Source organism: Achromobacter animicus (assembly GCF_902859585.1).
Lineage (GTDB): Bacteria > Pseudomonadota > Gammaproteobacteria > Burkholderiales > Burkholderiaceae_B > Achromobacter > Achromobacter animicus.
In genome coordinates this window covers 769,523-793,673 of the sequence record NZ_CADIJM010000001.1, presented here as the reverse complement: position 1 = coordinate 793,673, position 24,151 = coordinate 769,523, and the positions used below count along the sequence as shown (strand labels likewise).

The window sequence follows — 24,151 nt, the reverse complement described above, 5'->3', positions numbered from 1 at the left end:
AAGCGCGGAGATGACAGAAGTTACAGGAAAAAGTAAGTCTGACAGGCAGTTGAACACAAATTGAGAAGCTTTCGGTGCGCAATCGCTGCGCAGTCATCTTGCTGTCATTAGCTGGGTACGTACATAAATCCCTGCATAACTTACAAGAATCTGATATTTTTCGGCTGAGATTCTTGCCCGGTCTTGCAAGAAAGCTATTGCGTTTGTTTCTGTCTGCGCCGTTCAATTGGCGTTGGTTGATGACCCCTCGGGGCAACGTGTAGTGCAGCGACGCACCGGGCCAAGGGTTCCGTCCGTTTTTCAATCCCCGGTCTGTTTCGTCTCTCGCTGCCCTGCGCTGGCGGGAGGGGGCCCGGACATTTTCGGAACGCCATGTCGCTGATCCTGATCCTCGCTCTGCCGTTCGCCGGCAGCCTGTGCGCCGCGCTGCTGCCTTCCAACGCCCGCAACGCCGAGGCGTGGTTGGCTGGCCTCATCGCCTTCGCGTGCGTGGTTCTGATCGCGACGCTCTATCCGGACGTCGCCAACGGCGGCGTCATACGGGCCGACATGCCTTGGGCGCCCGCCCTGGGTCTGCAATTTACCCTGCGCATGGACGGCTACGCGTGGCTCTTTGCGCTGATCGTCTCCGGCATGGGCGCGCTGGTCGTGTTGTACGCGCGCTATTACATGTCGCCGGAAGACCCGGTCCCACGCTTCTTTTCGTTCTTCCAGGCCTTCATGGGCGCCATGCTCGGCGTGGTGCTCTCGGGCAACCTGATCCAGCTGGTTCTGTTCTGGGAAATGACCAGCCTGGCGTCGTTCATGCTGATCGCCTACTGGCACCACCGCCTGGACGCGCGCCGGGGCGCGCGCATGGCGCTGACGGTCACCGGGGCGGGCGGTCTCTGTCTGCTGGCCGGCGTGCTGATCCTGGGTCATATCGTCGGCAGCTACGACATGGACCGCGTCCTGGCGTCGGGCGACCTGGTCCGCGCCGACCCCTGGTATCCAGCCGTCCTGGTGCTGGTGGCGCTGGGCGCGCTGACCAAGAGCGCGCAATTCCCGTTCCATTTCTGGCTGCCCAACGCCATGGCCGCGCCCACGCCTGTGTCCGCCTATCTGCACTCGGCCACGATGGTCAAAGCAGGCGTTTTCCTGCTGGCGCGCTTCTGGCCCGTGCTGTCTGGCACCGACGAGTGGTTCTGGATCATCGGCGGGCTGGGTCTCATCACCCTGGTGCTGGGCGCCTATGCAGCCATCTTCCAGCAGGACATGAAGGGCGTGCTGGCGTATTCCACGATCAGCCACCTGGGCCTCATCACGCTGCTGCTGGGTCTGAACAGCACGCTGGCGCTGGTGGCCGCCATCTTCCACATGATCAACCACGCTACGTTCAAGGCGTCGCTCTTCATGGCGGCGGGCGTGGTCGACCACGAAACCGGCACGCGCGACCTGGGCCGGCTGTCCGGGTTGTATAAGGCAATGCCCATCACGGCCACGCTGGCGATGGTGGCTGCGGCTTCGATGGCGGGTGTGCCGCTGCTGAACGGTTTCCTGTCCAAGGAAATGTTCTTTGCGGAAACCACCTTCGTCAGTGCCGACCGCTACGTCCAGCTTGGCCTGCCGCTGCTCGCCACGATCGCCGGCGCATTCAGCGTCGCCTATTCGCTGCGTTTCATCCTGCAAGTGTTCTTCGGCCCACCGGCCACCGACCTGCCGCGCGAGCCCCACGAGCCGCCGCGCTGGATGCTGTTGCCCAGCGCATTGCTGGTCATGATGTGCCTGTTGGTGGGCATCGTTCCCAGCCTGACCGTCGGCCCGTTCCTGGCCACTGCGGCGCAGAGCATCCTGGGCGAGAACATGCCCGACTACAGCCTGGCCGTCTGGCACGGTTTCAATCTTCCGCTGGCGATGAGCCTGGTCGCCACTACCGCAGGCGTGCTGCTGTACCTGGCCCTGCGCGCGCATCAGCGCGCCAATCCGGGCCGGGTGCCGTTCATCTACCGCCTTGACGGCCGCCGCACCTTCGAAGCGCTGCTCGATGGCTCCAGCGTCGCCGCCGCATGGCTGCTGCGCTGGGTGTCGTCCACGCGTCTGCAGGTGCAGATGGTGCTGATCCTGGTGGGCACGCTGTTCGTCGCGTGGCTGCCGCTGCGCGCCGGCGGCTGGCTGGACGGCGCCGTGCGCCTGACGCCGGTCGATCCGGTTTTCGCCTTGCTGTGGATCGTGGGCGGCACCTGCGCCCTGGCCGCCGCGTTCCAGGCCAAGTACCACCGCCTGGCCTCCCTGGCGCTGGCGGGCGGGGCAGGGCTGATCACCTGCCTGACCTTCGTCTGGTTCTCCGCGCCCGATCTGGCGCTGACGCAGCTGTCTGTCGAGGTCGTGACGCTGGTGCTGTTGTTGCTGGGCCTGCGCTGGCTGCCTCGCCGCATCGTGCAGGACGACGAGGAAAGCCTGAAAGCCACGCTGCAGGCACGCGGCCGCCGTCTGCGCGATCTGCTGCTGGCAGTCGCCGCCGGCACGGGCATGTCCGCGCTGGCCTATTCGGTGCTGGCGCGGCCGCAGACCAATCCCATTTCGTCCTATTTCGTGGATCGCGCGCTGCCTGACGGTGGCGGCACCAACGTCGTCAACGTGATCCTCGTGGACTTCCGCGGCTTCGATACGTTCGGCGAAATCACGGTGCTTGGCATCGTGGCGCTGACCGTCTACGCCCTGTTGCGCCGCTTCCGTCCAGCCGCCGAGAGCGCGGACATTCCGCGCCAGCAGATGGATCAGGACGGCGGCATCCCGGACGCGCCCGACATCAAGTCGCCGGTGCCCGCAGGCTCGATGATGGTGCCCGCGGTGCTGGTGCGCCTGCTGCTGCCGATCGCCGCGCTGATCTCCGTGTATTTCCTCTTGCGCGGCCACAACCAGCCCGGCGGCGGTTTCGTGGGCGGCCTCATCTTCGCCACCTCCGTCATCCTGCAATACATGGTGGGCGGGGTGTATTGGGTCGAATCCCGCAGCCGCCTGAATCCCCAGAACTGGATCGGCATCGGGCTGCTGTCCGCCGGCATTGCCGCCGTGAGCGCGTGGTTGGCCTACAAGCCGTTCCTTGCCGCGCTGGCCTGGGACGTCGCGCTGCCGCTGATTGGTCACGTCCACGTGTCCAGCGTGCTGCTTTTTGATCTGGGCGTCTACATGCTGGTCGTCGGATCCACCGTGCTGGTGCTGGTGGCGCTTGCCCACCAATCGCTGCGCGCGCAACGCAAGGCCGCCGCCGAGCTCCAGGCGGCCGCCGTTCAAACAGGAGAAGCCTGATGGAATTGATATACGCTGCCGCAATCGGCGTGCTGGCGGGCTCGGGCGTGTGGCTGCTGCTGCGGCCCCGGACGTTCCAGTTCATCATGGGCCTGTCGCTGGTCTCCTACGCGGTGAACCTCTTCATCTTCGGCATGGGCCGGCTCACGTCCGGCAGGCCGCCGGTGGTGGATCCGTCCATGGCGCATGATCCTTCCTGGTATGCGGATCCGCTGCCGCAGGCGCTGGTGCTGACCGCCATCGTCATCGGCTTTGCCACCACCGCGCTGTTCCTGGTTGTGCTGCTCGCCTCGCGGGGCCTCACGGGTACCGACCACGTTGATGGACGGGAGTCCCAATCTTGAGTTTCTGGCTTCAACACCTTCCTGTCCTGCCCATCATCATTCCGCTGGTCGCGGGCGCAGCGATGCTGCTGTTCGCCGACACCAGCCGCTACGCGCGCGGCGGGGTCGCGCTTCTGTCGACGCTTGCCCAGTTGGCGGCCGCGATCGCCTTGCTGGTCGTGGCCGGCGGGGGCGTGCCCGGCGTCTGGGAAAACGGGGTAGGGGCCTACCTGGTGGGCGACTGGCCCGCGCCGTTCGGCATCGTGCTGGTGGTCGACCGCCTGGCCGCCGTCATGCTGACGCTGACGGCCGTACTCGGTCTGGCCACGCTGGTCTACGCGCTTGCCCGCTGGGACCGCGCCGGCGTGCATTTCCATTCGCTGTTCCAGTTCCTGCTGATGGGCCTGAATGGCGCCTTCCTGACCGGCGACCTGTTCAACCTGTTCGTGTTCTTCGAAGTGCTGCTGGCGGCCTCCTACGGCCTGCTGCTGCACGGGTCCGGCGTGGCGCGCGTTAGCGCGGGCCTTCAGTACATCGCCGTGAACCTGGTGGCCTCGTTCCTGCTGCTGATCAGCATCGCGCTGATCTACGGCGTGACGGGCACGCTCAACATGGCGGACCTGGCCCTGCGCGCAGGCAATCTGGCGGGCGCCGAACGCATGCTGTTCGAGGCGGGCGCCGCCATCCTCGGCGTGGCCTTCCTGGTCAAAGCAGGCGCCTGGCCGCTCAACTTCTGGCTGGTCAAAGGGTATGGTTCGGCCGGTGCACCGATCGCGGCCATGTTTTCCATCATGACCAAGGTCGGCATCTACGCGCTGTTGCGCATCGGCTCGCTGCTGCTGCCGACCGGCGCGCCCGCCGCCTTCAGCCTGGACTGGATGTTTGCCGCCGGGCTGGCCACGCTGCTGTTTGGCGCCCTGGGCCTGTTGGCGACCCAGCAGCTGGAAAAAATGGTCGGCTACTGCGTCATCGTGTCGGCCGGCACGTTGCTGACCGCGTTGGGCATGCCGGGCGTGACGCTCACGGGTCCCGCGCTCTTCTACCTGATCAGCTCGGTGCTGACCACGGGCGCGTTCTTCCTGCTGGCCGAACTGATCGAACGCACCCGCAGCTTCGGCGCAAACGTGCTGGCGGTCACGCTCGATGCCTTCGACCTGGACGATCCAACCTCTGTGAACCGCTCCGACGACGTCGTCGGCGTGGCGATTCCCGCGGCAATGGCGTTCCTGGGCCTGGCCTTCATTTCCTGCGCGTTGCTGGTGACCGGCCTGCCGCCACTGTCCGGCTTTGTCGCCAAGTTCTCGCTGTTGTCGGCAGCGGTGTCGGCCGCCACCGAGTCGGCGCCGCCGATGGACGCCTGGCTGCTCGTGGCCGCCGTGCTGGTGTCGGGCCTGGCGGGCCTGATCGGCCTGGGCCGCACCGGCATCCGTATCTTCTGGGCCAGCGACGACCGCAGCACGCCGCGTCTGCGCGTGATCGAGGCAGGCCCGGTCGCCGTGCTGGTGCTGCTGTGCGTGGGCCTGGCCGCCGGCGCGGGTCCCGTGTCGGCCTACCTGGACGACGCCGCCCGTTCGCTCGACCAGCCCGCGTCGTATATCGACGCCGTCATGTCCGCGCAGACCGTGCGCGGCGTCAAGGGAGGAAGCTGATGCGCCGCCTTTACTTCCTGATCCTGCCCACGCTGCTGTTTGCACTGTGGCTGCTCCTCAATGAAAGCGTGTCGCCGGGGCAGATCGCCCTGGGCATCGCGCTGGCGCTGTGGTTCACGTGGGCCGCCTCGCGCCTGCGCCCGCTGCATGCACGGCCGCGCCACCTGTGGAAGGTGATCCCGCTTTTCCTGCACGTGACGTGGGACATCATCAAGTCCAACATCGCGGTCGCGCGGCTGATCCTCAATCCACGCCGCAATGAGTTCTCGCCGGGATTCATCCTGATCCCGCTCACCATGCGCGACCCGCATGGCCTGGCGATGCTGGCCTGCATCGTCACCTACACGCCCGGCACGGTCTGGGTGAGCCTGACTGAAGACCACGCGCTGAAGCTGCATGTGCTCGATCTACAAAACGAAGACGAGTGGATCGAACTGGTGCAGCAGCGCTACGAGCGCCCGTTGATGGAGATGTTCGAATGAATTCCGTACTGTATTGGGCGGCATCCTTTGCCTTGCTCTGCTTTGCGCTGGGCATGGTGTTCGCCACCATCCGCCTCTTGCGTGGCCCAACCGCCCAGGACCGCGTCCTGGCCCTGGACACGCTGTACATCAACGGCATGTTGACGATGCTGGTGTTCGGCATCCGGTCCGGCACGTCGGTGTACTTCGACATCGCGCTGCTGATCGCGCTGTTCGGATTTGTGGGCTCTACCGCCATGGCGCGCTTTCTGTTGCGCGGCGAGGTCATCGAGCCATGATGGAAGTCGATATCCCCCTGTGGGCCGGCATTCCCGCCACCATTCTGCTGGTGCTGGGCGGACTGCTGGCCGTCACCGGCTCGGCCGGGCTGCTGCGTTTCCGCACCTTCCAGTCGCGCATCCATGCCCCCACGCTGGGCAACACGATGGGCTGCGCCTGCGTGCTGGCGTCTTCCATCCTGGTGTTCTCGGCGCTGTCCGCGCGCCCGGTGTTTCACGAGGTCATCATCACGCTGCTGCTGATTGTGTCGTCGCCTGTCACGGCCATGTTGCTGATGCGCGCAGCCACGTACCGCAACCGCCTTACCAAGGCGGAAGCGGACAAAGACGCGCGCTGATTTCGCGCCGTCCCTGTTTGCTGACGTTGAAACGTAACCTTACGAATTCACGTCGCTAGTTATGTCCCCCATCGCGCGGTCATGGGATAGTGAGGTCAGTTGGCGGCGCGGTTGATACCGCGCCGTCCGGGTTCAATCTCTTCATAAGGAGCTGACCATGAATACTGTTCCCATGCCTTCGAAGCGCCTTGCTGCCATTCTCTGCACCGCCGGCCTGATGCTCGCCGCTGGCGCGGTTCAAGCGCAATCTTCCGGCGCCTCGGCGCAGTCCAGCTATCAGCAGGACGTCGCCGCCTGCAAAAGCGGCAGGACCGGGCAAGCGCTGGATGCCTGCCTGCGCGAAGCCGGCGCGGCGCGCCAGGAGCGCAGCCGCCAGAATCTCCGCGAAGAAAGCCCCGAACAACTGCAGCAGAACATGGTGGCGCGCTGCAACCGTCTGCCCGAAACCCAGCGCCAGAATTGCGTCACGCAAATGACCGCGCCGGGCAACGTGCGCGGCAGCGTGCAGGGCGGCGGCGTGCTGCGCGAAACCGTGATCCAGGTGCCCGCAGGCACGGCCCCGGGCATGGCCCCCGCCCCGGGCATGGCCCCCGCCCCGGGCATGGCCCCGGCTCCGGGCATGGCTCCTGCCCCGGGCATGGCGCCCGCTCCCGGCACGGGAACGATGAGCGCGCCTATCCGCCAGTAAGGCGTTGCTCCGAACCAGGGCGCATGATTCAAACCGCATGAAGCAAAGGTGAAGCAGGGCGCTGCGTGATGCACCGCGCTGCTTCCAAGGCGCAGCCGCTGCCGCATTCAGGCAAAATGGCGGCTGTCGCCTTTTTTCACGCATATTCATGTCCGACGTCATCGCCCTGATTTTCGATTTCGACGACACGCTGGCCTCGGACAGCACGTCCGGTTTCCTGGACAGCATCGGCGTGGACACGGCCTCGTTCTGGAAGGAAGAGGTCGATCCCCTGCTGTTTCAGCAGGACTGGGATCCCGTGCCGGCCTATCTCTATAAGATGATCGAACTGTCCCGGCAGGGACGGCACGGCCTCATCACGCAGCAGCGCCTGAAAGATTGGGGCGCGCGCCTTGATCTGCACGATGGCGTGGCCACGCTGTTCCAGCGTCTGCGCGCCGCGGTCCGGGCCGAGCACCCGCAGGTGCAGCTCGAGTTCTATCTCATCTCCAGCGGCATCGGCGACGTGGTGCGCTCGACGCCCATCGCGCATGAATTCACCGAAATCTGGGCGTCCGAATTCGTCTATGGCGAGGACGGCGGCATCGCGTTCCCGCGGCGCGTCGTCAGCTTCACGGACAAGACACGCTACCTGTTCCACATCCAGAAGGGCATCATCGGCCGCGAATTCCGCAACAAGCCGTTCGAGGTCAACCGCAAGGTGCCCGAGGACCGGCTGCGCATCCCGTTCGACCAGATGGTCTTCGTGGGCGACGGCTACACCGACATTCCGTGCTTTTCGCTGATCCGCCGCGCCGGCGGCTTTGCCTTCGGCGTCTGGGATCCCAAGCACCGCGACAAGCGCAGCCGCGCCTGGGGCTTCATCGAGGAAGGGCGCGTGTCCAACCTGAACCAGGCCCGCTACGACGAAGAAGCTGAGTTGTATCAATGGCTCGAAGAAGCGGTCACCAGCCTGGCGGGCCGTATCGCGCTGAAATCGCGGGTGTACCGTGGCTGAGCTGGCCCCGATGGACGCGGTGCCGCGCTGGACCGAGCAGGACGCGCGTTTCATGACCCTGGCCCTGGAACAGGCCCAGGCCGCCTACGACATCGGCGAGGTGCCGGTGGGCGCGCTGGTCGTGTCCGCCCAGGGCGACATCCTGGGGCGGGGCTACAACCGCACCATCATCGACCACGATCCCACGGCGCACGCCGAGATCGTCGCCCTGCGCGGCGCCGCACGCCAGCTTGAAAACTACCGGCTGCCCGGCATCACCGTCTACGTCACTCTGGAACCGTGCGTGATGTGCATCGGCGCCATGCTGCATGCGCGCCTTGCGCGCGTGGTGTTCGGCGCGTACGACCCCAAGACCGGGGCCTGCGGCAGCGTGCTGGACGTCGGGTCCGTGCCCAAGCTCAACCATCACACTTCAGTCACCGGCGGCGTGCTGGCCGAACCCTGCGGCGACCTGCTGCGCCGGTTCTTCCGCGAACGCCGCGCCAAGGAATCCATCGCATGAGTACCCCCAAAGCCGCCAAGTCCGCTGCCAAGCCCGCCGCCAAGGCGCGCCGCGCCAAGGCCGCAGCCACCCCGGCGCACGATCACCCGCACGATCACGGCCCGGACTGCGGCGACGCATGCGGTCACGACCACGATCATGGCCACGACCCCGCGCACCATCACGGTCCCCAGCCGGACGCCCGCGGCATCTACCTGATTTCCCCGTCGTCCGCCGTGCGCGACCCCGCCACCGTGACGCTGGCGCTTGAACGGCTGGCGCAACAGGGCTTCAAGACCGCGCTGGACCGCACGGCGCTGGCCGAGCATCAACGGTTCGCCGGGACGGACGCCCAGCGCCTGGCCAGCCTGACCCGCGCCACGAAGCAGAAGCTGCCGATCGTCATGGTGACGCGCGGCGGCTACGGGCTGGGCCGGTTGCTGCACGCCATCGACTGGAAGGCCATGGCCGACAGCGGCAAGCGCTTTGTCGGCATGAGCGATTTCACGGCGTTCAACCTGGCGCTGCTGGCGCAGACCGGCGCGGTCAGCTACACGGGCGCCACCGCGGTCCAGGATTTCGGCGGCAAAAAGGTCGATGACCTGACCGAAGCGCTGTTCGGCGAAGTGATGCGCGGCGAGCTGGAGATCCTCAGCTTCGAAACCCAGGACGCCGACCCGGTCGACGCGCGCGGCATCCTGTGGGGCGGCAACCTTGCGATGCTGACCTCGCTGCTGGGCACGCCGTACATGCCGAAGATTCGCGGCGGCATCCTGTTCCTGGAAGACGTGGCCGAGCATCCGTACCGCGTCGAGCGCATGCTGATCCAGCTCTGGCAGGCTGGCATCCTGGCGCGCCAGAAGGCGATCGTCCTGGGCCGTTTCACCGAATACAAGCTGGCGCCGCACGACAAGGGGTACGATCTGCACGAGGTCGTGGCCTGGCTGCGCAAGACGGTCAAGGTGCCGGTCATTACCGGTCTGCCGTACGGCCATGTCGCCACCAAAGCCACCTTGCCCATCGGCCAGAAGGTCGGCATCGCCACCGAAAAGGGTCTGGCGCATCTGGTGCTGGACGAGCATCGCCACTGATCCCCGGTCTGGCGGTGCGGCGCTCCGGCGCTCCGGCGCTCCGGCGCTCCGGGGGCGGGCGGTCCGGCGCTCCAGCAGCGCCGCTCTCGCCAATATAAATAAGGGCCGCAGCCCGTTTGCTACACTAGCAGGTTTTCCCGCATGCGCTTTCGGGCGCCTTCAAACGTACATACACCGTGATATCCACCGCCAATCTCACCATCCAGTTCGGTCCCAAGCCCCTTTTCGAGAACGTCAGCGTCAAGTTCGGGGAAGGCAACCGGTACGGGCTGATCGGGGCCAATGGGTCCGGCAAGTCTACGTTCATGAAGATCATCGGCGGCGACCTGGAACCGTCCGGCGGCAACGTCGCGCTTGAACCCGGCGTGCGCCTGGGCAAGCTGCGCCAGGACCAGTTCGCGTTTGAAGACGTGCGCGTGCTGGACGTCGTGATGATGGGCCACACCGAAATGTGGGACGCCATGTCCGAGCGTGACGCGATCTACGCCAACCCGGAGGCGACCGAAGACGATTACATGCGCGCGGCCGATCTGGAAGCCAAGTTCGCGGAATACGACGGCTACACCGCCGAAGCCCGCGCGGGCGAGCTGCTGCTGGGCCTGGAAATCGCGGTCGACCAGCACAACCTGCCGATGCGCGAAGTCGCGCCGGGCTGGAAGCTGCGCGTGCTGCTGGCGCAGGCGCTGTTCTCGAACCCCGACGTGCTGCTGCTGGACGAACCCACCAACAACCTGGACATCAACACGATCCGTTGGCTGGAAAACGTGCTCAACGGCTACCAGAGCACGATGATCATCATCAGCCACGATCGTCACTTCCTGAACCAGGTGTGCACGCACATGGCTGACGTGGATTACGGTGAAATCCGCATCTACGCAGGCAATTACGACGACTACATGCTGGCTTCCACCCAGGCCCGCGAGCGCCTGGTGGCCAACAACGCCAAGGCCAAGGAACGCGTCGCCGAACTGCAGGACTTTGTCCGCCGTTTCGCGGCCAACAAGTCCAAGTCGCGTCAGGCCACCTCGCGCCTGAAACAGATCGACCGCATCAAGGCCGACCAGGTCGTGGTCAAACCCTCGTCGCGCCAGAACCCGTACATCCGGTTCGAGCAAAGCAAGGTCATGCACCGCCTGGCCGTCACTGTCGAAAACCTGACCAAGGCCTATGACGCGCCCGTCATCACCAAGTTCTCGGCCATGGTCGACGCCGGCGAAAAGATCGCCATCATCGGCGCCAACGGCGTCGGTAAGACCACGCTGCTGCGCCTCCTGGCGCAGGATCTGCAACCCGATTCGGGCACGGTGAAATGGTCGGACAACGCCGACCTCGGCTACATGGCGCAGGACGTTTCCGACCAGTTCCAGCAAACCGACATCAACCTGCTGGACTGGATGGGCGACCACCGCCAGCCGGGCGACGACGACCAGTCGATCCGTTCGGTGTTGGGCCGCCTGCTGTTCTCGGCTGACGACCTGCCCAAGGCCCCCAAGGTGCTGTCCGGCGGCGAAAAGAACCGCATGACCTTCGGCCGCCTGATGCTGGGCCGGCACAACGTGATGCTGCTCGACGAGCCCACCAACCACCTGGACATGGAATCGATCGAGTCGCTGCAATTCGCGCTGGAAAAGTACGAAGGCACGCTGGTGTTCGTGTCGCATGACCGTGAATTCGTGTCCGGCCTGGCCACGCGCGTGATCGAAATCCTGCCCACCGGCGAGATCGTCGACTACCGCGGCGGCTACGAAGACTACCTGTCCTCGCGCGGCATCGAAGCCTGATTCCGCGGCGGGTCATGAAGCGGCGCACGGGTTCGTGCGCCGCTTTCTCATTTGCGCCACGGCCGCGCGCCATGCAGTCTGCCGGGCCGCGATGGCCACCTGTTCAGCCGGGCGCAATCTGCGTTGCGCTATCATCGGGCCCGACCCTGGCGGCTGTCCGGCCAGGCTTCTTTTTGTCCCCACATGTCTCCCTCTTTGCATGACGCGCCTGATGGCGCGCAGATCGGCACGTTCACCCTGACGGCCCGCATCGTTGCCATCGCCTTCTTTACCTTCATCTGCTACCTGGCCATCGGCCTGCCGCTGGCCGTGCTGCCGGGTTACGTGCACGGCAACCTGGGATACGGATCCGTGCTGGCCGGCCTGGCGATCAGCGTGCAGTATGTGGCGACCCTGCTCAGCCGCTCGCACGCCGGCCGCATGGCCGATACGGTCGGCCCGAAGCAGACCGTCGTCATCGGCATGGCGGCCTGCGCGATCAGCGGCATTTTTCTGCTGCTCGCGTACGCCTTTGAACGCACCGCGTGGCTCAGCCTGGCGGCAATCATCCTCAGTCGTCTGGCGTTGGGATTCGGCGAGAGCTGGGTCGGCACCGGCTCGGCCACCTGGGCCATCGCGAGGGTAGGGCCGCTGCACACCGCCCGCGTCATATCCTGGAACGGCATCGCCACCTATGGCGCGCTGGCGCTGGGCGCGCCGCTGGGCGTGCAGCTTGAAAAGCACTGGAGCATGGGCGCACTGGGGGGCGCGGTGCTGCTGCTGGGATTGGCCGGGCTGGGTCTTGCCATGATCCGGCCGGCCGTCGCCATCGTGGGCGGGCACCGCATGGCTTTCAAGAGTGTGGTGCTGCGCGTGTTCCCGCACGGCGTGGCGCTGGGTCTGGGGTCGGTCGGCTTCGGCACGCTGGCCGCCTTCGTCGCGCTGTATTACGCCAGCGTCTCGTGGGACGGCGCCGCAAGCGCGCTCAGTGCGTTCGGCGGCGCCTTCATTGGCGTGCGCCTGCTGTTCGCCGGCACCATCACGCGCTTTGGCGGATTCCGGGTCGCGCAGGTGTCGTTCGTGGTGGAAGCGGCCGGTCTGTTGCTGTTGTGGCTGGCGCCCAACCCGGGCATGGCGCTGCTGGGCGCCGCGCTGACCGGCTGCGGCTTCGCGCTGGTGTTCCCGGCCATCGGCGTCGAGGCCGTGGCGCGCGTGCCGGCCGGCAGCCGCGGCGCGGCGCTGGGCGCCTATTCGGCCTTCCTGGACCTGGCGCTGGGCGTGACCGGCCCGATCGCGGGCTACATCTCCAGCGGCTTCGGCTACCCCGCCATCTTCCTGGCCGCGTCCCTGTGCGTCACGCTGGGCTTCGTCATTGCGTTCGGATTGCAGAGGGCGGCCAGCAGGCAGACGGCGACGGTCTGATCGTTATTACGAAAAGAAGTAAAGACATTCGATATTGATCGTTTGGATTCATATAACGAATTGTTAGATTTGAGGCTCGTTTTCACGCGCGCTGACGATTCGTTCCATGAACCTGACTTTCGACCACGTCCACAAGCATTTCGGCGACCTGCCCGTCGTCGACGGCTTCACCAGTGAATTCAAGACCGGCGAGCTGGTCGCGCTGGTCGGCCCCTCGGGCTGCGGCAAGTCCACCTTGCTGCACCTGGCCGCCGGGCTTGAAATGCCCACGCAGGGCAGCGTGCTGGCCGACGGCGACAAGGTCACGGGACCGAATCCCAGCCGCACGCTGGTTTTCCAGGAACACGCCCTGTATCCCTGGCTGACGCTGGAAGACAATGTGGCGCTGGCGCTGGAATTCCAGAACACGCCCAAGAAGCGCGCCCGCGAAGCCGCACGCGAATGGCTGGCGCGCGTCAGCCTTGAAGGCTTCGAACACTACTATCCCCATCAGGTCTCCGGCGGCATGCGCCAGCGCGCTGCGCTGGCCCGCGCGTTCATCGCCCAGCCCCAGACCATGCTGATGGACGAACCCTTCGGTGCACTGGACGCGCTGACCCGCCTGAGCCTGCAGGATGTGCTGCGCCAGCTCATCGCGCAGGAAAAGCCGACGGTGCTGCTGGTGACCCACGACGTCGACGAGGCCCTGTTCCTGGCCGATCGCATCGTCGTCTTCAGCCCGCGTCCGGCGCGGGTGCTGCGCGAATTCAACCTGGCCCACCGCGTCAAGACGCACGACCTGTCCGACCTTGCCACCGAGAAGCGCGAAATCCTGCGCCTGTTGGGCATCGGCGTCGGCGGTTCGGACGCGCACGCCGACATCGCGCTGGCCGCCTGACCTTCTTCCCCAAATACCCACGGCCGCCCGGGCGCGGCCGCTTATCGAATTTCCTGGAGCTCTTCTAATGAAACTGAAGCAATGGTTGTCCCTGCCGCTGGCCGCGGCGCTGCTGGCGGCTGCCCCCGCGATGGCTGCCGAGAAGTTCCGCGTGGGCTACCTGCGCGTGATGGACGACGCGCAGGCGATCGTCGCGCAAGAGGGCGGCTACTACAAGAAGGCCGGCCTGGATTCCGAACTGATCGAATTCAAATCGGGCACCGATCTCATCAAGGCAATCGTCGGCGGCCAGCTCGACATCGGCGTGCTCGGCTTCACCAACGCGGTCGCGTGGGCCTCCAAGGGCGCTGACCTGAAGGTGGTGGGCGGCGCGCAGCAGGGCTATCACTCGCTGATCGTGCGTGACGATTCCGGCATCAAGGACATTGCAGGCCTGAAGGGCAAGACGCTGGCCTCGCAGGCCGAAGGCAGCACCGCCGACGTGGTCCTGAAGGGCGTCGTGCTCAAGCAGGGCAACCTGACTGCCGACGACGTGAACGTCATGGGCGTAAGCCCGGCCGTGGCCGTGCAGTCGCTGGTGGGCAAGCGTGTTGACGCCGCCTTTCTGTTCGAACCCTACGACCGCATCGCGCAACTGGTCGCGCCGGTCAAGCAGATCTACGAAGTGGGGCAGGCCTGGCCGTTCCCGTGCATGGTCGTCATCACCTCGGGCGAAACGCTGGCCAAGCGCAAGGACGATGTCTGGAAGGCGCTGGACGCCCAGAACCAGGCCATCACGCTGCTGCAGAAGGAGCCGGCGCAGGCTTCCAAGCTGATCGCGTCGTACTTCATTGCCGAGCCCACGCTCAAAACGCTGACCCGCGGCGAGCTGCCGCGCGAAACCGTCATTTCCGAGGCCATCAGCACGCAGGTGTTCACGCCCAAGCTGACGGAGAAGGACACGGCGCGCATGCAGGAAATCGCTGACATCCTGCAGGCCCAGGGTTCGCTCAAGACGCGCGACGGCAAGCCGTACGACGTCTCCAGCATCGTCGACCTGTCCTGGCAAGAGGCTCGCAAGCTTTGAGCGCATCTACCCGTGTGACCGGCGCCCGCAAGCATCTTGCGGGCGTTTTGGGCGTCCTGTTCATTCTGGCGCTGTGGCAACTGGCCGCGTTCGCGCTGCCCGACTTCCTGATGCCGGGCGTGCCCGCGGTCGTCGAGCGGCTGTTCGAAGACCTGGGCAAGCAGTCGTTCCATCAGAGCCTCATGGGCACGCTGGGACGGTTGGGCGCGGGCTACGGGCTGGCGCTGGCCGCCGGCGTGGGCTTCGGCCTCGTGGCGGCCGTGCTGTTCTTCTTCCGCGAAGTCCTGCGCAGCGCCATCGTCATCCTGCAGTCGATCCCGTCCATCGCGTGGGTGCCGCTGTTTCTCATCGTGATGGGCTTCGGCAATACGCCCATCATCGTGGTCGTGGCGCTGTCGGCGTTCTTCCCGGCCGCGCTCAGCGTGATGAACGCCACCGAATCGGTGCAGCGCGTGCACGTGTCGGCGGCGCGCGTCATGGGCGCGACGCGCTGGGGGCTGATCAAGCGGGTGTATCTGCCGGCGGTCATGCCCGAGCTCATCACCGGCGCGCAGTTGGCGTTCGGCAACGCCTGGCGGGCGCTGATCTCGGCCGAAATGCTGATCGGCTTCGGCAAGGGGCTGGGCCGGTCGCTGGCGTACTCGGGCGAAATCGCGGACATGACCGGCGTCATGACCAACATCCTCGTGATCGCCGTGCTGGCTGCGTTGATCGACCAGTTCGTGCTTGAGAACCTCAAGCATCGTTTGCTGCGTTACCAATACGTCTGACGTTGTCATCATGATGTCCCGCATGCGTCCATTCGTCCTTGCCGCGGGCCTGCTGCTCGCGGGCTTCGCGCAGGCGCAGCCGGAGACCTTTCCGGCGGCGCGGGCGCGCGGTGAGCTGGTCGTGGGCGTGCCGTATCTGGCGCCGCCGCCGGTCGCGGGGGCGAAGATCCGCACGCCCGAAGGCCTGGACGCCGCCATCACCGACAAGCTGGGCGCCAGCCTGAAGCTGCCCGTGCGGCTGGTCCAGTTGCCGGCCGCTGACGCCGACCAAGCGCTCAAGGCGGGCGAAGTGGATCTGGTGCTTGCGGACCGCGGCGACGGACAGCCGCAGACCGTCGCGGTGCAAGCCACCGGCTATGCGGCACGGCCCAAGGCCGTAATCCGCACCGACACGCGGATGCGCAAGCCCGCCGACGTGCAGGGTCGCAGCGTCTGCATGGCCGAAGCCGCCACGCAGGCGCAAGCCCTGGCGCAAAGCTGGGGCGCAACCGTCAAGACCTATCGCGTGCCGTCGGACGCGCTCGTCGCCGTGCGCGAAGGCGAGTGCGACATCGGTTTGGTCGACGATGCCGTCTGGGAGCCGCTGATGCGCTTTCCGGAATGGAAGAAGTTCTCCTCGACGCTGACGCCGGATGGCGCACGCCAGGAGCGCGTGTGGCTGCTGCGCGCGCAGGACGAGGCCTCGCGCGCGTGGCTCGGGCAAGAGATGCGGGCGTGGGACCGCGCCGGCGCCTGGAAGGCCATGACCACGAAATGGGCGCGCGACGTCGCCTTCGACGTCTATCTGGATCAGGAAGTCCCGGACTGCCACGGCTGATGCGCGGCCGGTCGGCGCCGCGCAGGCCGGGCCGCGCAGGCCGCATCCGAGCAGGCCGGGCCGCGCAGGCCGCATCGCCTGCCGATCCGCGCACTTACAATGCCGGGCATGACGCACACGCTGACCGCTCCCTGCACCTACCAGGAAGACATCAAGAAAAGCCGCTTTGCCGCGTATGCCGCGCCGGTCGCCACGATCGACGACGCCATGCGCTTCTTTGCCGAGCACAGCGACCCCGAGGCCACGCACAACTGCTGGGCCTACCGCATCGGACAGGAATACCGCTTCAATGATGATGGCGAACCCGGCGGCACCGCGGGCAGGCCGATCCTGCAGGCCATCGAAGGCCAGGACATGGACCGCGTGGCGGTATTGGTCGTGCGCTGGTACGGGGGAATCAAGCTCGGCGCGGGCGGACTGGTGCGCGCTTACGGCGGATGCGCAGCCAATTGCCTGCGGCTGGGGGAGCGCACGGAAATCGTCGACATGGCAATGGTGCGCTGCGCATGCGGATTCGGCGAGATGGCGCTGTTGAAATCGCGGTTGGCCCAGGCAGGCGCCGCCATCTTGCAGGAAGACTACAACGCGGACGGCGTCACGCTCACGTTCACGGTGCCGCGTGTGGTGCTGACTGAATTGGGAGTCACTGCGGCGAACATCACGCGCGGCCGGTCCGCGTGGGAAGTCGTTTTGTAGCCAGCCAGCGTCCGCACCGGCCTGCCGCGCAGCGGCGTCCGGGAAGCAAATGTCCCGGTGCAAAAGGAAGGGGCCCGATCCGGGCCCCTTGCGGTTTTACGCGTCCTGGCTGTCTTGCGCCGCGGCGATTTCCTGGTGGACCTTTTCCATGTCCACTTCCTTGATCTTGGCGAGCAGTTCGTTCAACTGACCGCCGGACAAGGCGCCGGGTTGCGAGAACAGCAGGACCTTTTCGCGGAAGACCATCAGCGTCGGAATCGAGCGGATGCCCAGCGCGCCGGCCAGTTCCTGCTCGACGTCGGTATTCACCTTGGCGAACGTGACGTCCGGATGCTCGGTGGCGGCCTGTTCAAATACCGGCGCGAAACCACGGCACGGGCCGCACCAGGGCGCCCAGAAGTCGACGATGAGGGTGCCGTCGGGCGTGATGGCTTCCTGGAAGCTGTCTTTGGTGAGTTCAACAATACTCATAAGAAATCCTTGCCGCGTGGGCGGCGAAAAGCGGTGGCGGAGACACCGGGGGCCTGCCCCGGCGCTGATGCGGCGACGCGTATTGCCAGGCCTTGAAAGCCCATAGTAGAGCCGGTCCAGGCCGCGTCGCAATGGTTGGCGCCGTCAATGGCGCAGAATACGGCCCTCAGGCCGCCGATTTCGTGGAGACGCCTGCGCCATTTTTCAGCGAGGCGACGATCTCGAAAGAACGCAGGCGGTCTGCGATGTCGTAGAAGTCGGACACGATCATGACCTCGTCGGCCTGGGTTTCCGCGACCAGGGCTTCGAGTTCCCGCTTGACGGTGTCCGGGCCGCCCACGATCGAAGCGCCCAATCGTTGATTGACCGCTTCGCGCTCCCATTCGTTCCATACGCCATCCATGCTTTCGACCGGCGGCTGCAATTGCAGGCGATGGCCGCGCACGAGCGACAGGAATTTCAGTTGCTGCGTGGTCGACTGGAAGCGCGCGGCCTCGTCGGTTTCGGCGGCAATGACGGGCACGCCGATCATCGAATAGGGGCGCGCCAGCGTCTCGGAAGGCTTGAACAAGTGACGGTACAAGCGCATCGCGGCCATGCCTTCCGGCGAGAAATGCCCGGCAAACGAGAAGGGCAGGCCAAGTTCAGCCGCCATGCGCGCGCTGAAGTCACTGGAACCCAGCAGCCAGATCGGCACATCCAGGCCTTCACCGGGGATGGCGCGCACGGGCTGGCCGGGGCGCGAGGGGGCCAGAAAGCCGCGCAGTTCCTCCACCAGGGCCGGGAACTCAAGACCGCTGCGCGGGCTGCGGCGCAGCGCCTGTTGCGTGGCGCCGTCGCTGCCGGGTGCGCGGCCCAGGCCCAGGTCGATGCGGCCGGGGTACAGGGTCTCGAGCGTGCCGAACTGTTCGGCGATGATCAGCGGCGCGTGGTTGGGCAGCATGACGCCGCCCGAGCCGACGCGCAGCGTGCGCGTGTGGCCGGCCACATGGCCGATCAGCACAGCCGTGGCGCTGCTGGCGATGCCATTGATGTTGTGGTGCTCGGCCAACCAGAAGCGGTTGTAGCCCAGTTGCTCGACATGCTGCGCCAGCGCGACCGTATTGCGGAACGCGTCTGCGGCATCGCGGCCCTGCACAATGGGGGCCAGGTCCAGCACGGAAAAGGGGATATTCGCCAGGGCGCTCATGCGTGCGCCTCCGCTGCGTCATGACAGGCCGGCAGCGCGGAAATGAAAGGGGAAGGGCGCAAAATGTACTCCATATGCTGATCTACATGGGGAGTGTATCGGCGAATTCAACCGCGCCCGCCAGCAACCATGCCCTTGGCCGGGTTGATTGATTTTTCCGATCCCTACAATAGCAAGCACGAACGCGGCCTGGAATGGCCGCGCATTTGCCATTCAACACTTGCCATTCAACCAAAGGAGACGCGCATGGGCGCCAGCGGCCAGAACAACCGCATCGACAACATCGAATTCAACGTCGCGGACATCGCGCGCAGCAAGCGCTTCTATGGCGAGGTCTTCGGATGGACGTTCACGGACTACGGTCCCACGTATTCGGAATTCACCGATGGCCGGCTGACTGGCGGCTTCACGACGGGTGAAGCGGTGCGGCCGGGCGGTCCGCTTGTGATCCTGTACGGCGACGACCTGGCCGCAACCCGGCAACGCATCACGGCCGCGGGCGGTCGCATCAGCCGCGACGAGTTCACGTTTCCGGGCGGCAGCCGCTTCCATTTCACGGACCTCGACGGCTACGAACTGGCGGTGTGGACGGCCGCCAAATGAAAAAACCGCCGCAAGGCATGGCCTGCGGCGGTTCTGGGCGAACAGCGTGTCAGCCTGACTATTCAGGGAAGAACGCGTAGCGGATCACGAACAGCACGGCCACGAGCCACGTGGCCGGGTGCACGTCGCGCATCTTGCCCGTGGCGGTCTTGAGCACCACGTAGCTGATGAAGCCGAAGGCAATGCCGTTGGCGATCGAGTACGTGAACGGCATGACCAGCGCGGTCAACGCGGCCGGCGTGGCTTCGCAGACGTCGTTCCAGTCGATGTCGATGAGCTCGCGCATCATCAGGCCGGCGACGTAGAGCAGGGCGGGTGCGGTGGCGTAGGCCGGCACGGCGCCCGCCAGCGGCGAGATGAACAGCGCGGCCAGGAACAGCAGGCCCACGATCAGTGCAGTCATGCCGGTGCGTCCGCCAGCCTGCACGCCGGAGGCGCTTTCGACGTAGGCGGTGGTGCTGCTGGTGCCCAGCATCGAACCGGCCACGATGGCGGTGCTGTCCGCGAACAGCGCGCGGCCCAGGCGATTGGGCCGGTCATCAGGCACCAGGCCCGCGCGCTTGGCTACGCCCACCAGCGTGCCGGTGGCGTCAAACACTTCGACCAGCACGAACACCAGAATCACGTGCACGAAGCCGGAATGCAGCGCGCCCATGATGTCCAGCTTGAAGAGGGTAGGCGACAAGCTGGGCGGCGCCGAAAAGATGCCCTTGAACTCGTTGTAGCCCATCACCATCGACAGCACCGTGACGACGATGATGCCGATCAGGATGGCGCCACGCACGCGCAGCGCATCCAGCGACGCGATCACGAAAAAGCCCAGGATGGCGAAGAGCGGACCGTGCGTGGTGAGGTTGCCCAGCGTGACCTTGGTGGCCGGATGGGCGACCACGATGCCCGCGCTGGACAGCGCGATAATGGCCAGAAACAGCCCGATGCCGGCCGCAATGGCACTGCGCAGTGAATGCGGGATGCCCTTGACCAGCCAGACCCGGATGCCGGATATCGTCAGGAACAGAAAGATGATGCCCGAGATGAACACCGCACCCAGCGCCTGCTCCCAGGTGTAGCCCATGGTCTTGACCACGGTGAAGGCAAAGAAGGCGTTCAACCCCATGCCGGGCGCCATGCCGATGGGCCAATTGGCGATGAACGCCATCACCAGCGAGCCCAGCGCGGCGGCCAGGCAGGTGGCAACAAAGACCGCGTCGCGGTCCATGCCCGTCGAGGACAGGATGTCAGGATTGACGAAGATGATGTACGACATCGTCAGGAATGTCGTCAGGCCGGCCACGACTTCCGTTCTTGCGGTCGTGCCGTGCTCGCGCAGCTTGAATAGCTTCTCCAGCATTCGAGTCCCCAGGGTTTTTGCAGGATTATCAGGTTGTGGCGGGCGGGGCGGAAAGCCCCGTCCCAGTCAAGAACCCGCGTATTTTCGCATCAGTTGTAAACTCTGCCGCCATGATCATTCTCGGCTTTGAAAGCTCCTGCGACGAAACCGGCGTCGCAGCCGTCTGTACGGAACGCGGCCTGCTTGCGCACGCGCTGCATACCCAGATCGCCATGCACCAGGAATACGGGGGCGTGGTGCCGGAACTTGCCTCGCGCGACCACATCCGCCGCGTGGTGCCGCTGACCCGCCAGGTGCTGCAGGACGCGGGTCTGCAGATGTCCGACATCGGCGCCGTGGCCTATACGGCCGGGCCCGGTCTTGCCGGCGCCTTGCTGGTCGGCGCCAGCGTGGCGCAGTCGTTCGCCTGGTCGCGCGGCCTGCCTGCCATCGGCATCCATCACCTCGAAGGCCATCTGCTGTCGCCGATGCTGGCCGATCCCCGGCCCGAGTTTCCCTTCATTGCCTTGCTGGTCTCAGGCGGCCATTCCCAGCTCATGCGCGTGGACGGCGTGGGTCGCTACGAGCTGCTGGGCGAAACCCTGGACGACGCCGCGGGCGAGGCCTTCGACAAATCCGCCAAGCTCATGGGCCTGGGCTACCCGGGTGGACCCGCGCTGTCCCGGCTGGCCGGCAGCGGCGACGCCTCGCGCTTCGACCTGCCGCGCCCCATGTTGCACAGCGGTGACCTGGACTTCAGTTTCAGCGGCTTGAAAACCGCCGTGCTGACCCGAGTCAAGGCGGCCGAACAGAATGGCGGCCTGGACGAACAGACCCGCGCTGACCTTGCCGCCGCCACGCAGGCGGCCATCGTCGAGGTGCTGGCGGCCAAGTCCATCCGCGCGCTTAAACAGACCGGCCTGCGCCGCCTGGTCGTGGCCGGCGGCGTGGGGGCCAACCAGCTTCTGCGCGCCAAGCTCGATGCCGCGCTCAAGCCGCTCAAGGCCCGCGCATACTTCCCGCCGCTGGAACTGTGCACCGACAACGGCGCCATGATCGCGTTCGCGGCCGCCGAACGGGTGAAGGCCGGATTGGCCACGCTGGACGCCAGCGCCCATAGCTTCACGGTCAAGCCGCGCTGGGATCTGGCCGATATCGCCTGAAATGAAAAACGGGCGGCCAGGCCGCCCGCTTGTTTCACCCATCTGATCCGCCCATCGCGGGGGGATTACTTCTTCTTGCTGCCGATCCGGCTTTCGGTGCCCTGGATCAGCCGGGCGATATTGGCGCGGTGACGGTAGAACAGCAGGATGCCGATGATCGCCAGCGCCACGCCCAGCGCCGGCTGCGCCTGCCAGGCCAGCCCGGACCCGAACACGTAGTACACGGGGGCGAAGAACGCGGCCACCAGCGAAGCCAGCGACGAATAGCGGAAGAAAATGGCGATGATCAGCCAGGTTGCTGCGGTGGCGACGGCCAGCCAGGGCTGGATGGCCACCAGCACGCCCAGCGCGGTCGCCACGCCCTTGCCGCCCTTGAAACCCAGGAACACGGGGTAGAGGTGGCCGATGAAGGCGGCCAGCGCCACGCAGGCGAGGGCGACGGGGCCGATGCCGGGCGCCAGCTTCTCGGCCAGCCAGATCGCGAACCATCCCTTGGCGGCGTCCCCCAATAGCGTCAGCGCGGCGGCGGTCTTGTTGCCGGTGCGCAGCACGTTGGTTGCTCCGGGGTTCTTGGACCCATAGCTGCGGGGGTCTTGCAGACCCATCAGCTTGCTGACCACCACGGCGAAGGGCACGGAGCCGATCAGGTAGGCCAGCACGACGAGCGCGACGGTAAATGCCAGGGAGGGTTCGGTTATCGCCATGGAAGGGGAGTCCGTTGTTGTAGTAGTGGCTGCGGATTCTACCGCGGGTACAATCCGCCACGTCACCCGCGTTTTATTTTCTTTCGGATGCACAATGCGAATTCTGGTTTCGAACGATGATGGCTATTCGGCCCCTGGCCTGGAAGCGCTGGTCGCCGCGCTGGAAGGGCTGGGCGATCTGACCGTCGTCGCGCCCGAGACCAACCACAGCGGCGCCTCCAACTCGCTCACGCTGAACCGGCCGCTGTCGGTGCGCACCGCTTCAAACGGCTTCATCGCGGTCAACGGCACGCCGTCCGATTGCGTGCACGTCGCGCTGACCGGCCTGATGGATACGCGCCCCGACCTGGTCGTGTCGGGCATCAACAACGGCGCCAACATGGGCGATGACACCCTCTATTCGGGCACCGTCGCCGCCGCCAGCGAAGGGTATCTGTTCGGCATCCCCGCCATCGCGTTCTCGCTGGCGGAAAAGGGCTGGGAGCACATCGACTCGGCCGCGCGCGCCGCCCGCCTGGTCGTCGAGCGCCATCTGGCCCAGCCGCTCGCGGCGCCGGTGCTGCTCAACGTCAATATCCCGAGCCGCCGTTTTGAAGACATGCACGGGTTTGCGGTCACGCGGCTGGGCAAGCGGCATCCGTCGCAGCCCGTCGTGCGCACCACCACGCCCTATGGCGACACGGTCTACTGGATCGGACCGGTCGGACTGGCCGCCGACGCCACGCCCGGCACGGACTTTCACGCCGTCGAGCAGGGCATCGTGTCCGTCACCCCGTTGCGTCTGGACCTGACCCAGCACAGCCAGCTTGACGAGATCCGCACCTGGGCAGAGCCGCTATGCGCAAACGCATAAGCCAGCCGGACATCACCCCCGGCGCCGGCCGCAGCAGCCCGGCCCGCCACGACGCCGGCCGACTCGGCCCGGGTTACACGCCGGCCAACAGCAACACGCGCATCTCGGCCGCCACCTTGCAGCGGCAGGCGCAGACGCCCGTGCCGCAAGCGGGCAGCAACCTTGGCCTGAACTCCGAGCGCTTGCGCCAGGCCATGGTGCAGCGTCTTCGCTCTCAGGGGATCACCGACGAACGCGTGCTGAACGCCATGGCCGCAGTACCGCGCCATCTGTTTGTAGACGAGGCCCTTGCCAGCCGCGCGTATGAAGACGCCGCGTTGCCCATCGGTCACTCGCAAACCATTTCCCAGCCGTGGGTTGTGGCGCGTATGATCGCGGCTGCTTGCGAAGACCGCGCGCCTACCCGTGTGCTCGAGGTCGGCGCCGGTTGCGGATACCAGGCCGCGGTGCTCGCGCAGTTCGTGCGCGACGTCCACACCATCGAACGCATACGTGGGCTGTACGAGCTGGCGCGCGAGCATCTACGCGCCTTGCGGCTCACTACAAGGATCCGGCTCATCTATGGAGACGGCACTTTGGGGCTGCCCGGCGTGGCGCCGTTCGATGCTATCGTTGTGGCTGCCGCAGGTCTGGCCATCCCGCAAGCGCTGCTGACGCAGCTTGCTCCGGGCGGCCGTCTCATCGCTCCCGAAGGGGGCTCGAACCAGCGCCTGGTTCTGATCGAACGCACGGGCGCGGCAAGCTGGAAAAGAACCGAACTAGAGGCCGTGCGCTTTGTGCCGCTACGGTCCGGAATACAATCTTGAGCGACAGGA

At 66.1% G+C, this 24,151-nt stretch carries 25 protein-coding genes; 21 read left to right on the top strand and 4 right to left on the bottom strand.

Translation table 11 applies throughout. The features are described from left to right. The first annotated feature begins 372 nt into the window (after positions 1 to 372). The 17 genes from HV681_RS03560 (at position 373) to HV681_RS03480 (ending at position 17,023) form a co-directional block, all read left to right on the top strand. Entirely contained in the window at positions 373 to 3,288 is a 2,916-nt protein-coding gene (locus HV681_RS03560; RefSeq protein ID WP_175121731.1) for a monovalent cation/H+ antiporter subunit A, read from the top strand. Continuing rightward, the gene (locus HV681_RS03555; RefSeq protein WP_175121730.1) at positions 3,288 to 3,632 is read left to right on the top strand and encodes a Na+/H+ antiporter subunit C; all 345 of its coding nucleotides are present in this window, start codon (positions 3,288 to 3,290) and stop codon (positions 3,630 to 3,632) included. The genes HV681_RS03560 and HV681_RS03555 overlap by 1 nt, the downstream gene beginning before the upstream one ends. Then, positions 3,629 to 5,260, top strand: coding sequence for a monovalent cation/H+ antiporter subunit D (locus tag HV681_RS03550; RefSeq protein ID WP_175121729.1), 1,632 nt, complete (start codon positions 3,629 to 3,631; stop codon positions 5,258 to 5,260). Before HV681_RS03555 ends, HV681_RS03550 begins: the two co-directional genes overlap by 4 nt. Next, positions 5,260 to 5,742 carry a Na+/H+ antiporter subunit E gene (locus HV681_RS03545; protein ID WP_175121728.1) on the top strand — a complete coding sequence of 161 codons (483 nt, stop codon included), beginning with the start codon at positions 5,260 to 5,262 and terminating at the stop codon, positions 5,740 to 5,742. The genes HV681_RS03550 and HV681_RS03545 overlap by 1 nt, the downstream gene beginning before the upstream one ends. After that, entirely contained in the window at positions 5,739 to 6,020 is a 282-nt protein-coding gene (locus HV681_RS03540) for a K+/H+ antiporter subunit F (protein WP_056317324.1), read from the top strand. Before HV681_RS03545 ends, HV681_RS03540 begins: the two co-directional genes overlap by 4 nt. Beyond that, complete coding sequence (gene mnhG, locus HV681_RS03535; RefSeq protein ID WP_175121727.1) at positions 6,017 to 6,358, top strand: monovalent cation/H(+) antiporter subunit G; 342 nt, start codon at positions 6,017 to 6,019, stop codon at positions 6,356 to 6,358. The genes HV681_RS03540 and mnhG overlap by 4 nt, the downstream gene beginning before the upstream one ends. Before the next feature lie 157 nt (positions 6,359 to 6,515). After that, positions 6,516 to 7,046 carry a hypothetical protein gene (locus HV681_RS03530; protein ID WP_254594875.1) on the top strand — a complete coding sequence of 177 codons (531 nt, stop codon included), beginning with the start codon at positions 6,516 to 6,518 and terminating at the stop codon, positions 7,044 to 7,046. 148 nt (positions 7,047 to 7,194) lie between these two features. Then, positions 7,195 to 8,043 (top strand): haloacid dehalogenase-like hydrolase, encoded by an 849-nt coding sequence (locus HV681_RS03525; RefSeq protein ID WP_175121726.1) that lies wholly within the window; start codon positions 7,195 to 7,197, stop codon positions 8,041 to 8,043. Positions 8,044 to 8,053: 10 nt separating this feature from the next. Then, positions 8,054 to 8,545 (top strand): tRNA adenosine(34) deaminase TadA, encoded by a 492-nt coding sequence (gene tadA / locus HV681_RS03520; RefSeq protein WP_175122009.1) that lies wholly within the window; start codon positions 8,054 to 8,056, stop codon positions 8,543 to 8,545. Then, the gene (locus HV681_RS03515; RefSeq protein WP_175121725.1) at positions 8,542 to 9,615 is read left to right on the top strand and encodes an LD-carboxypeptidase; all 1,074 of its coding nucleotides are present in this window, start codon (positions 8,542 to 8,544) and stop codon (positions 9,613 to 9,615) included. The genes tadA and HV681_RS03515 overlap by 4 nt, the downstream gene beginning before the upstream one ends. A 176-nt stretch (positions 9,616 to 9,791) precedes the next feature. Beyond that, complete coding sequence (locus HV681_RS03510) at positions 9,792 to 11,396, top strand: ABC-F family ATPase (protein ID WP_175121724.1); 1,605 nt, start codon at positions 9,792 to 9,794, stop codon at positions 11,394 to 11,396. A gap of 183 nt (positions 11,397 to 11,579) precedes the next feature. Then, positions 11,580 to 12,797 carry an MFS transporter gene (locus HV681_RS03505; protein WP_175121723.1) on the top strand — a complete coding sequence of 406 codons (1,218 nt, stop codon included), beginning with the start codon at positions 11,580 to 11,582 and terminating at the stop codon, positions 12,795 to 12,797. A 106-nt stretch (positions 12,798 to 12,903) separates the two neighbouring features. Further along, positions 12,904 to 13,674, top strand: coding sequence for an ABC transporter ATP-binding protein (locus HV681_RS03500; protein WP_175121722.1), 771 nt, complete (start codon positions 12,904 to 12,906; stop codon positions 13,672 to 13,674). Between the two features lie 67 nt (positions 13,675 to 13,741). Then, positions 13,742 to 14,740 carry an ABC transporter substrate-binding protein gene (locus tag HV681_RS03495; RefSeq protein WP_175121721.1) on the top strand — a complete coding sequence of 333 codons (999 nt, stop codon included), beginning with the start codon at positions 13,742 to 13,744 and terminating at the stop codon, positions 14,738 to 14,740. Beyond that, the gene (locus tag HV681_RS03490; protein WP_175121720.1) at positions 14,737 to 15,510 is read left to right on the top strand and encodes an ABC transporter permease; all 774 of its coding nucleotides are present in this window, start codon (positions 14,737 to 14,739) and stop codon (positions 15,508 to 15,510) included. The genes HV681_RS03495 and HV681_RS03490 overlap by 4 nt, the downstream gene beginning before the upstream one ends. Before the next feature lie 10 nt (positions 15,511 to 15,520). After that, on the top strand, positions 15,521 to 16,327 hold the full coding sequence (locus HV681_RS03485; RefSeq protein WP_175121719.1) for a transporter substrate-binding domain-containing protein: 807 nt from the start codon (positions 15,521 to 15,523) through the stop codon (positions 16,325 to 16,327). A 108-nt stretch (positions 16,328 to 16,435) separates the two neighbouring features. Next, complete coding sequence (locus HV681_RS03480; RefSeq protein WP_175121718.1) at positions 16,436 to 17,023, top strand: IMPACT family protein; 588 nt, start codon at positions 16,436 to 16,438, stop codon at positions 17,021 to 17,023. A 96-nt stretch (positions 17,024 to 17,119) separates the two neighbouring features. Here the strand turns inward: HV681_RS03480 and HV681_RS03475 are convergent, their stop codons facing one another. Next, positions 17,120 to 17,494 (bottom strand): thioredoxin family protein, encoded by a 375-nt coding sequence (locus HV681_RS03475; protein WP_006388150.1) that lies wholly within the window; start codon positions 17,492 to 17,494, stop codon positions 17,120 to 17,122. Between the two features lie 166 nt (positions 17,495 to 17,660). Next, positions 17,661 to 18,683, bottom strand: coding sequence for an LLM class flavin-dependent oxidoreductase (locus HV681_RS03470; protein ID WP_175121717.1), 1,023 nt, complete (start codon positions 18,681 to 18,683; stop codon positions 17,661 to 17,663). Positions 18,684 to 18,929: 246 nt separating this feature from the next. Here HV681_RS03470 and HV681_RS03465 point away from each other — a divergent pair, with 246 nt between their 5' ends. Next, entirely contained in the window at positions 18,930 to 19,286 is a 357-nt protein-coding gene (locus HV681_RS03465; protein ID WP_175121716.1) for a VOC family protein, read from the top strand. A 58-nt stretch (positions 19,287 to 19,344) separates the two neighbouring features. Here the strand turns inward: HV681_RS03465 and HV681_RS03460 are convergent, their stop codons facing one another. After that, positions 19,345 to 20,637 (bottom strand): NCS2 family permease, encoded by a 1,293-nt coding sequence (locus HV681_RS03460; protein WP_175121715.1) that lies wholly within the window; start codon positions 20,635 to 20,637, stop codon positions 19,345 to 19,347. Between the two features lie 110 nt (positions 20,638 to 20,747). Between HV681_RS03460 and tsaD the strand changes: the two genes are divergently transcribed. Continuing rightward, the gene (tsaD, locus tag HV681_RS03455) at positions 20,748 to 21,779 is read left to right on the top strand and encodes a tRNA (adenosine(37)-N6)-threonylcarbamoyltransferase complex transferase subunit TsaD (protein WP_175121714.1); all 1,032 of its coding nucleotides are present in this window, start codon (positions 20,748 to 20,750) and stop codon (positions 21,777 to 21,779) included. Positions 21,780 to 21,844: 65 nt separating this feature from the next. On the opposite strand, the gene plsY is transcribed toward tsaD, so the two are convergent. Next, positions 21,845 to 22,483, bottom strand: a complete 639-nt coding sequence (gene plsY / locus HV681_RS03450; RefSeq protein ID WP_175121713.1) for a glycerol-3-phosphate 1-O-acyltransferase PlsY — start codon at positions 22,481 to 22,483, stop codon at positions 21,845 to 21,847. A gap of 94 nt (positions 22,484 to 22,577) precedes the next feature. Here plsY and surE point away from each other — a divergent pair, with 94 nt between their 5' ends. Together surE and HV681_RS03440 are read left to right on the top strand one after the other, a co-directional pair. Beyond that, positions 22,578 to 23,336, top strand: a complete 759-nt coding sequence (gene surE / locus HV681_RS03445) for a 5'/3'-nucleotidase SurE (RefSeq protein ID WP_175121712.1) — start codon at positions 22,578 to 22,580, stop codon at positions 23,334 to 23,336. Next, positions 23,321 to 24,142 (top strand): protein-L-isoaspartate(D-aspartate) O-methyltransferase, encoded by an 822-nt coding sequence (locus HV681_RS03440; RefSeq protein WP_175121711.1) that lies wholly within the window; start codon positions 23,321 to 23,323, stop codon positions 24,140 to 24,142. The genes surE and HV681_RS03440 overlap by 16 nt, the downstream gene beginning before the upstream one ends. Positions 24,143 to 24,151: the final 9 nt, after the last annotated feature.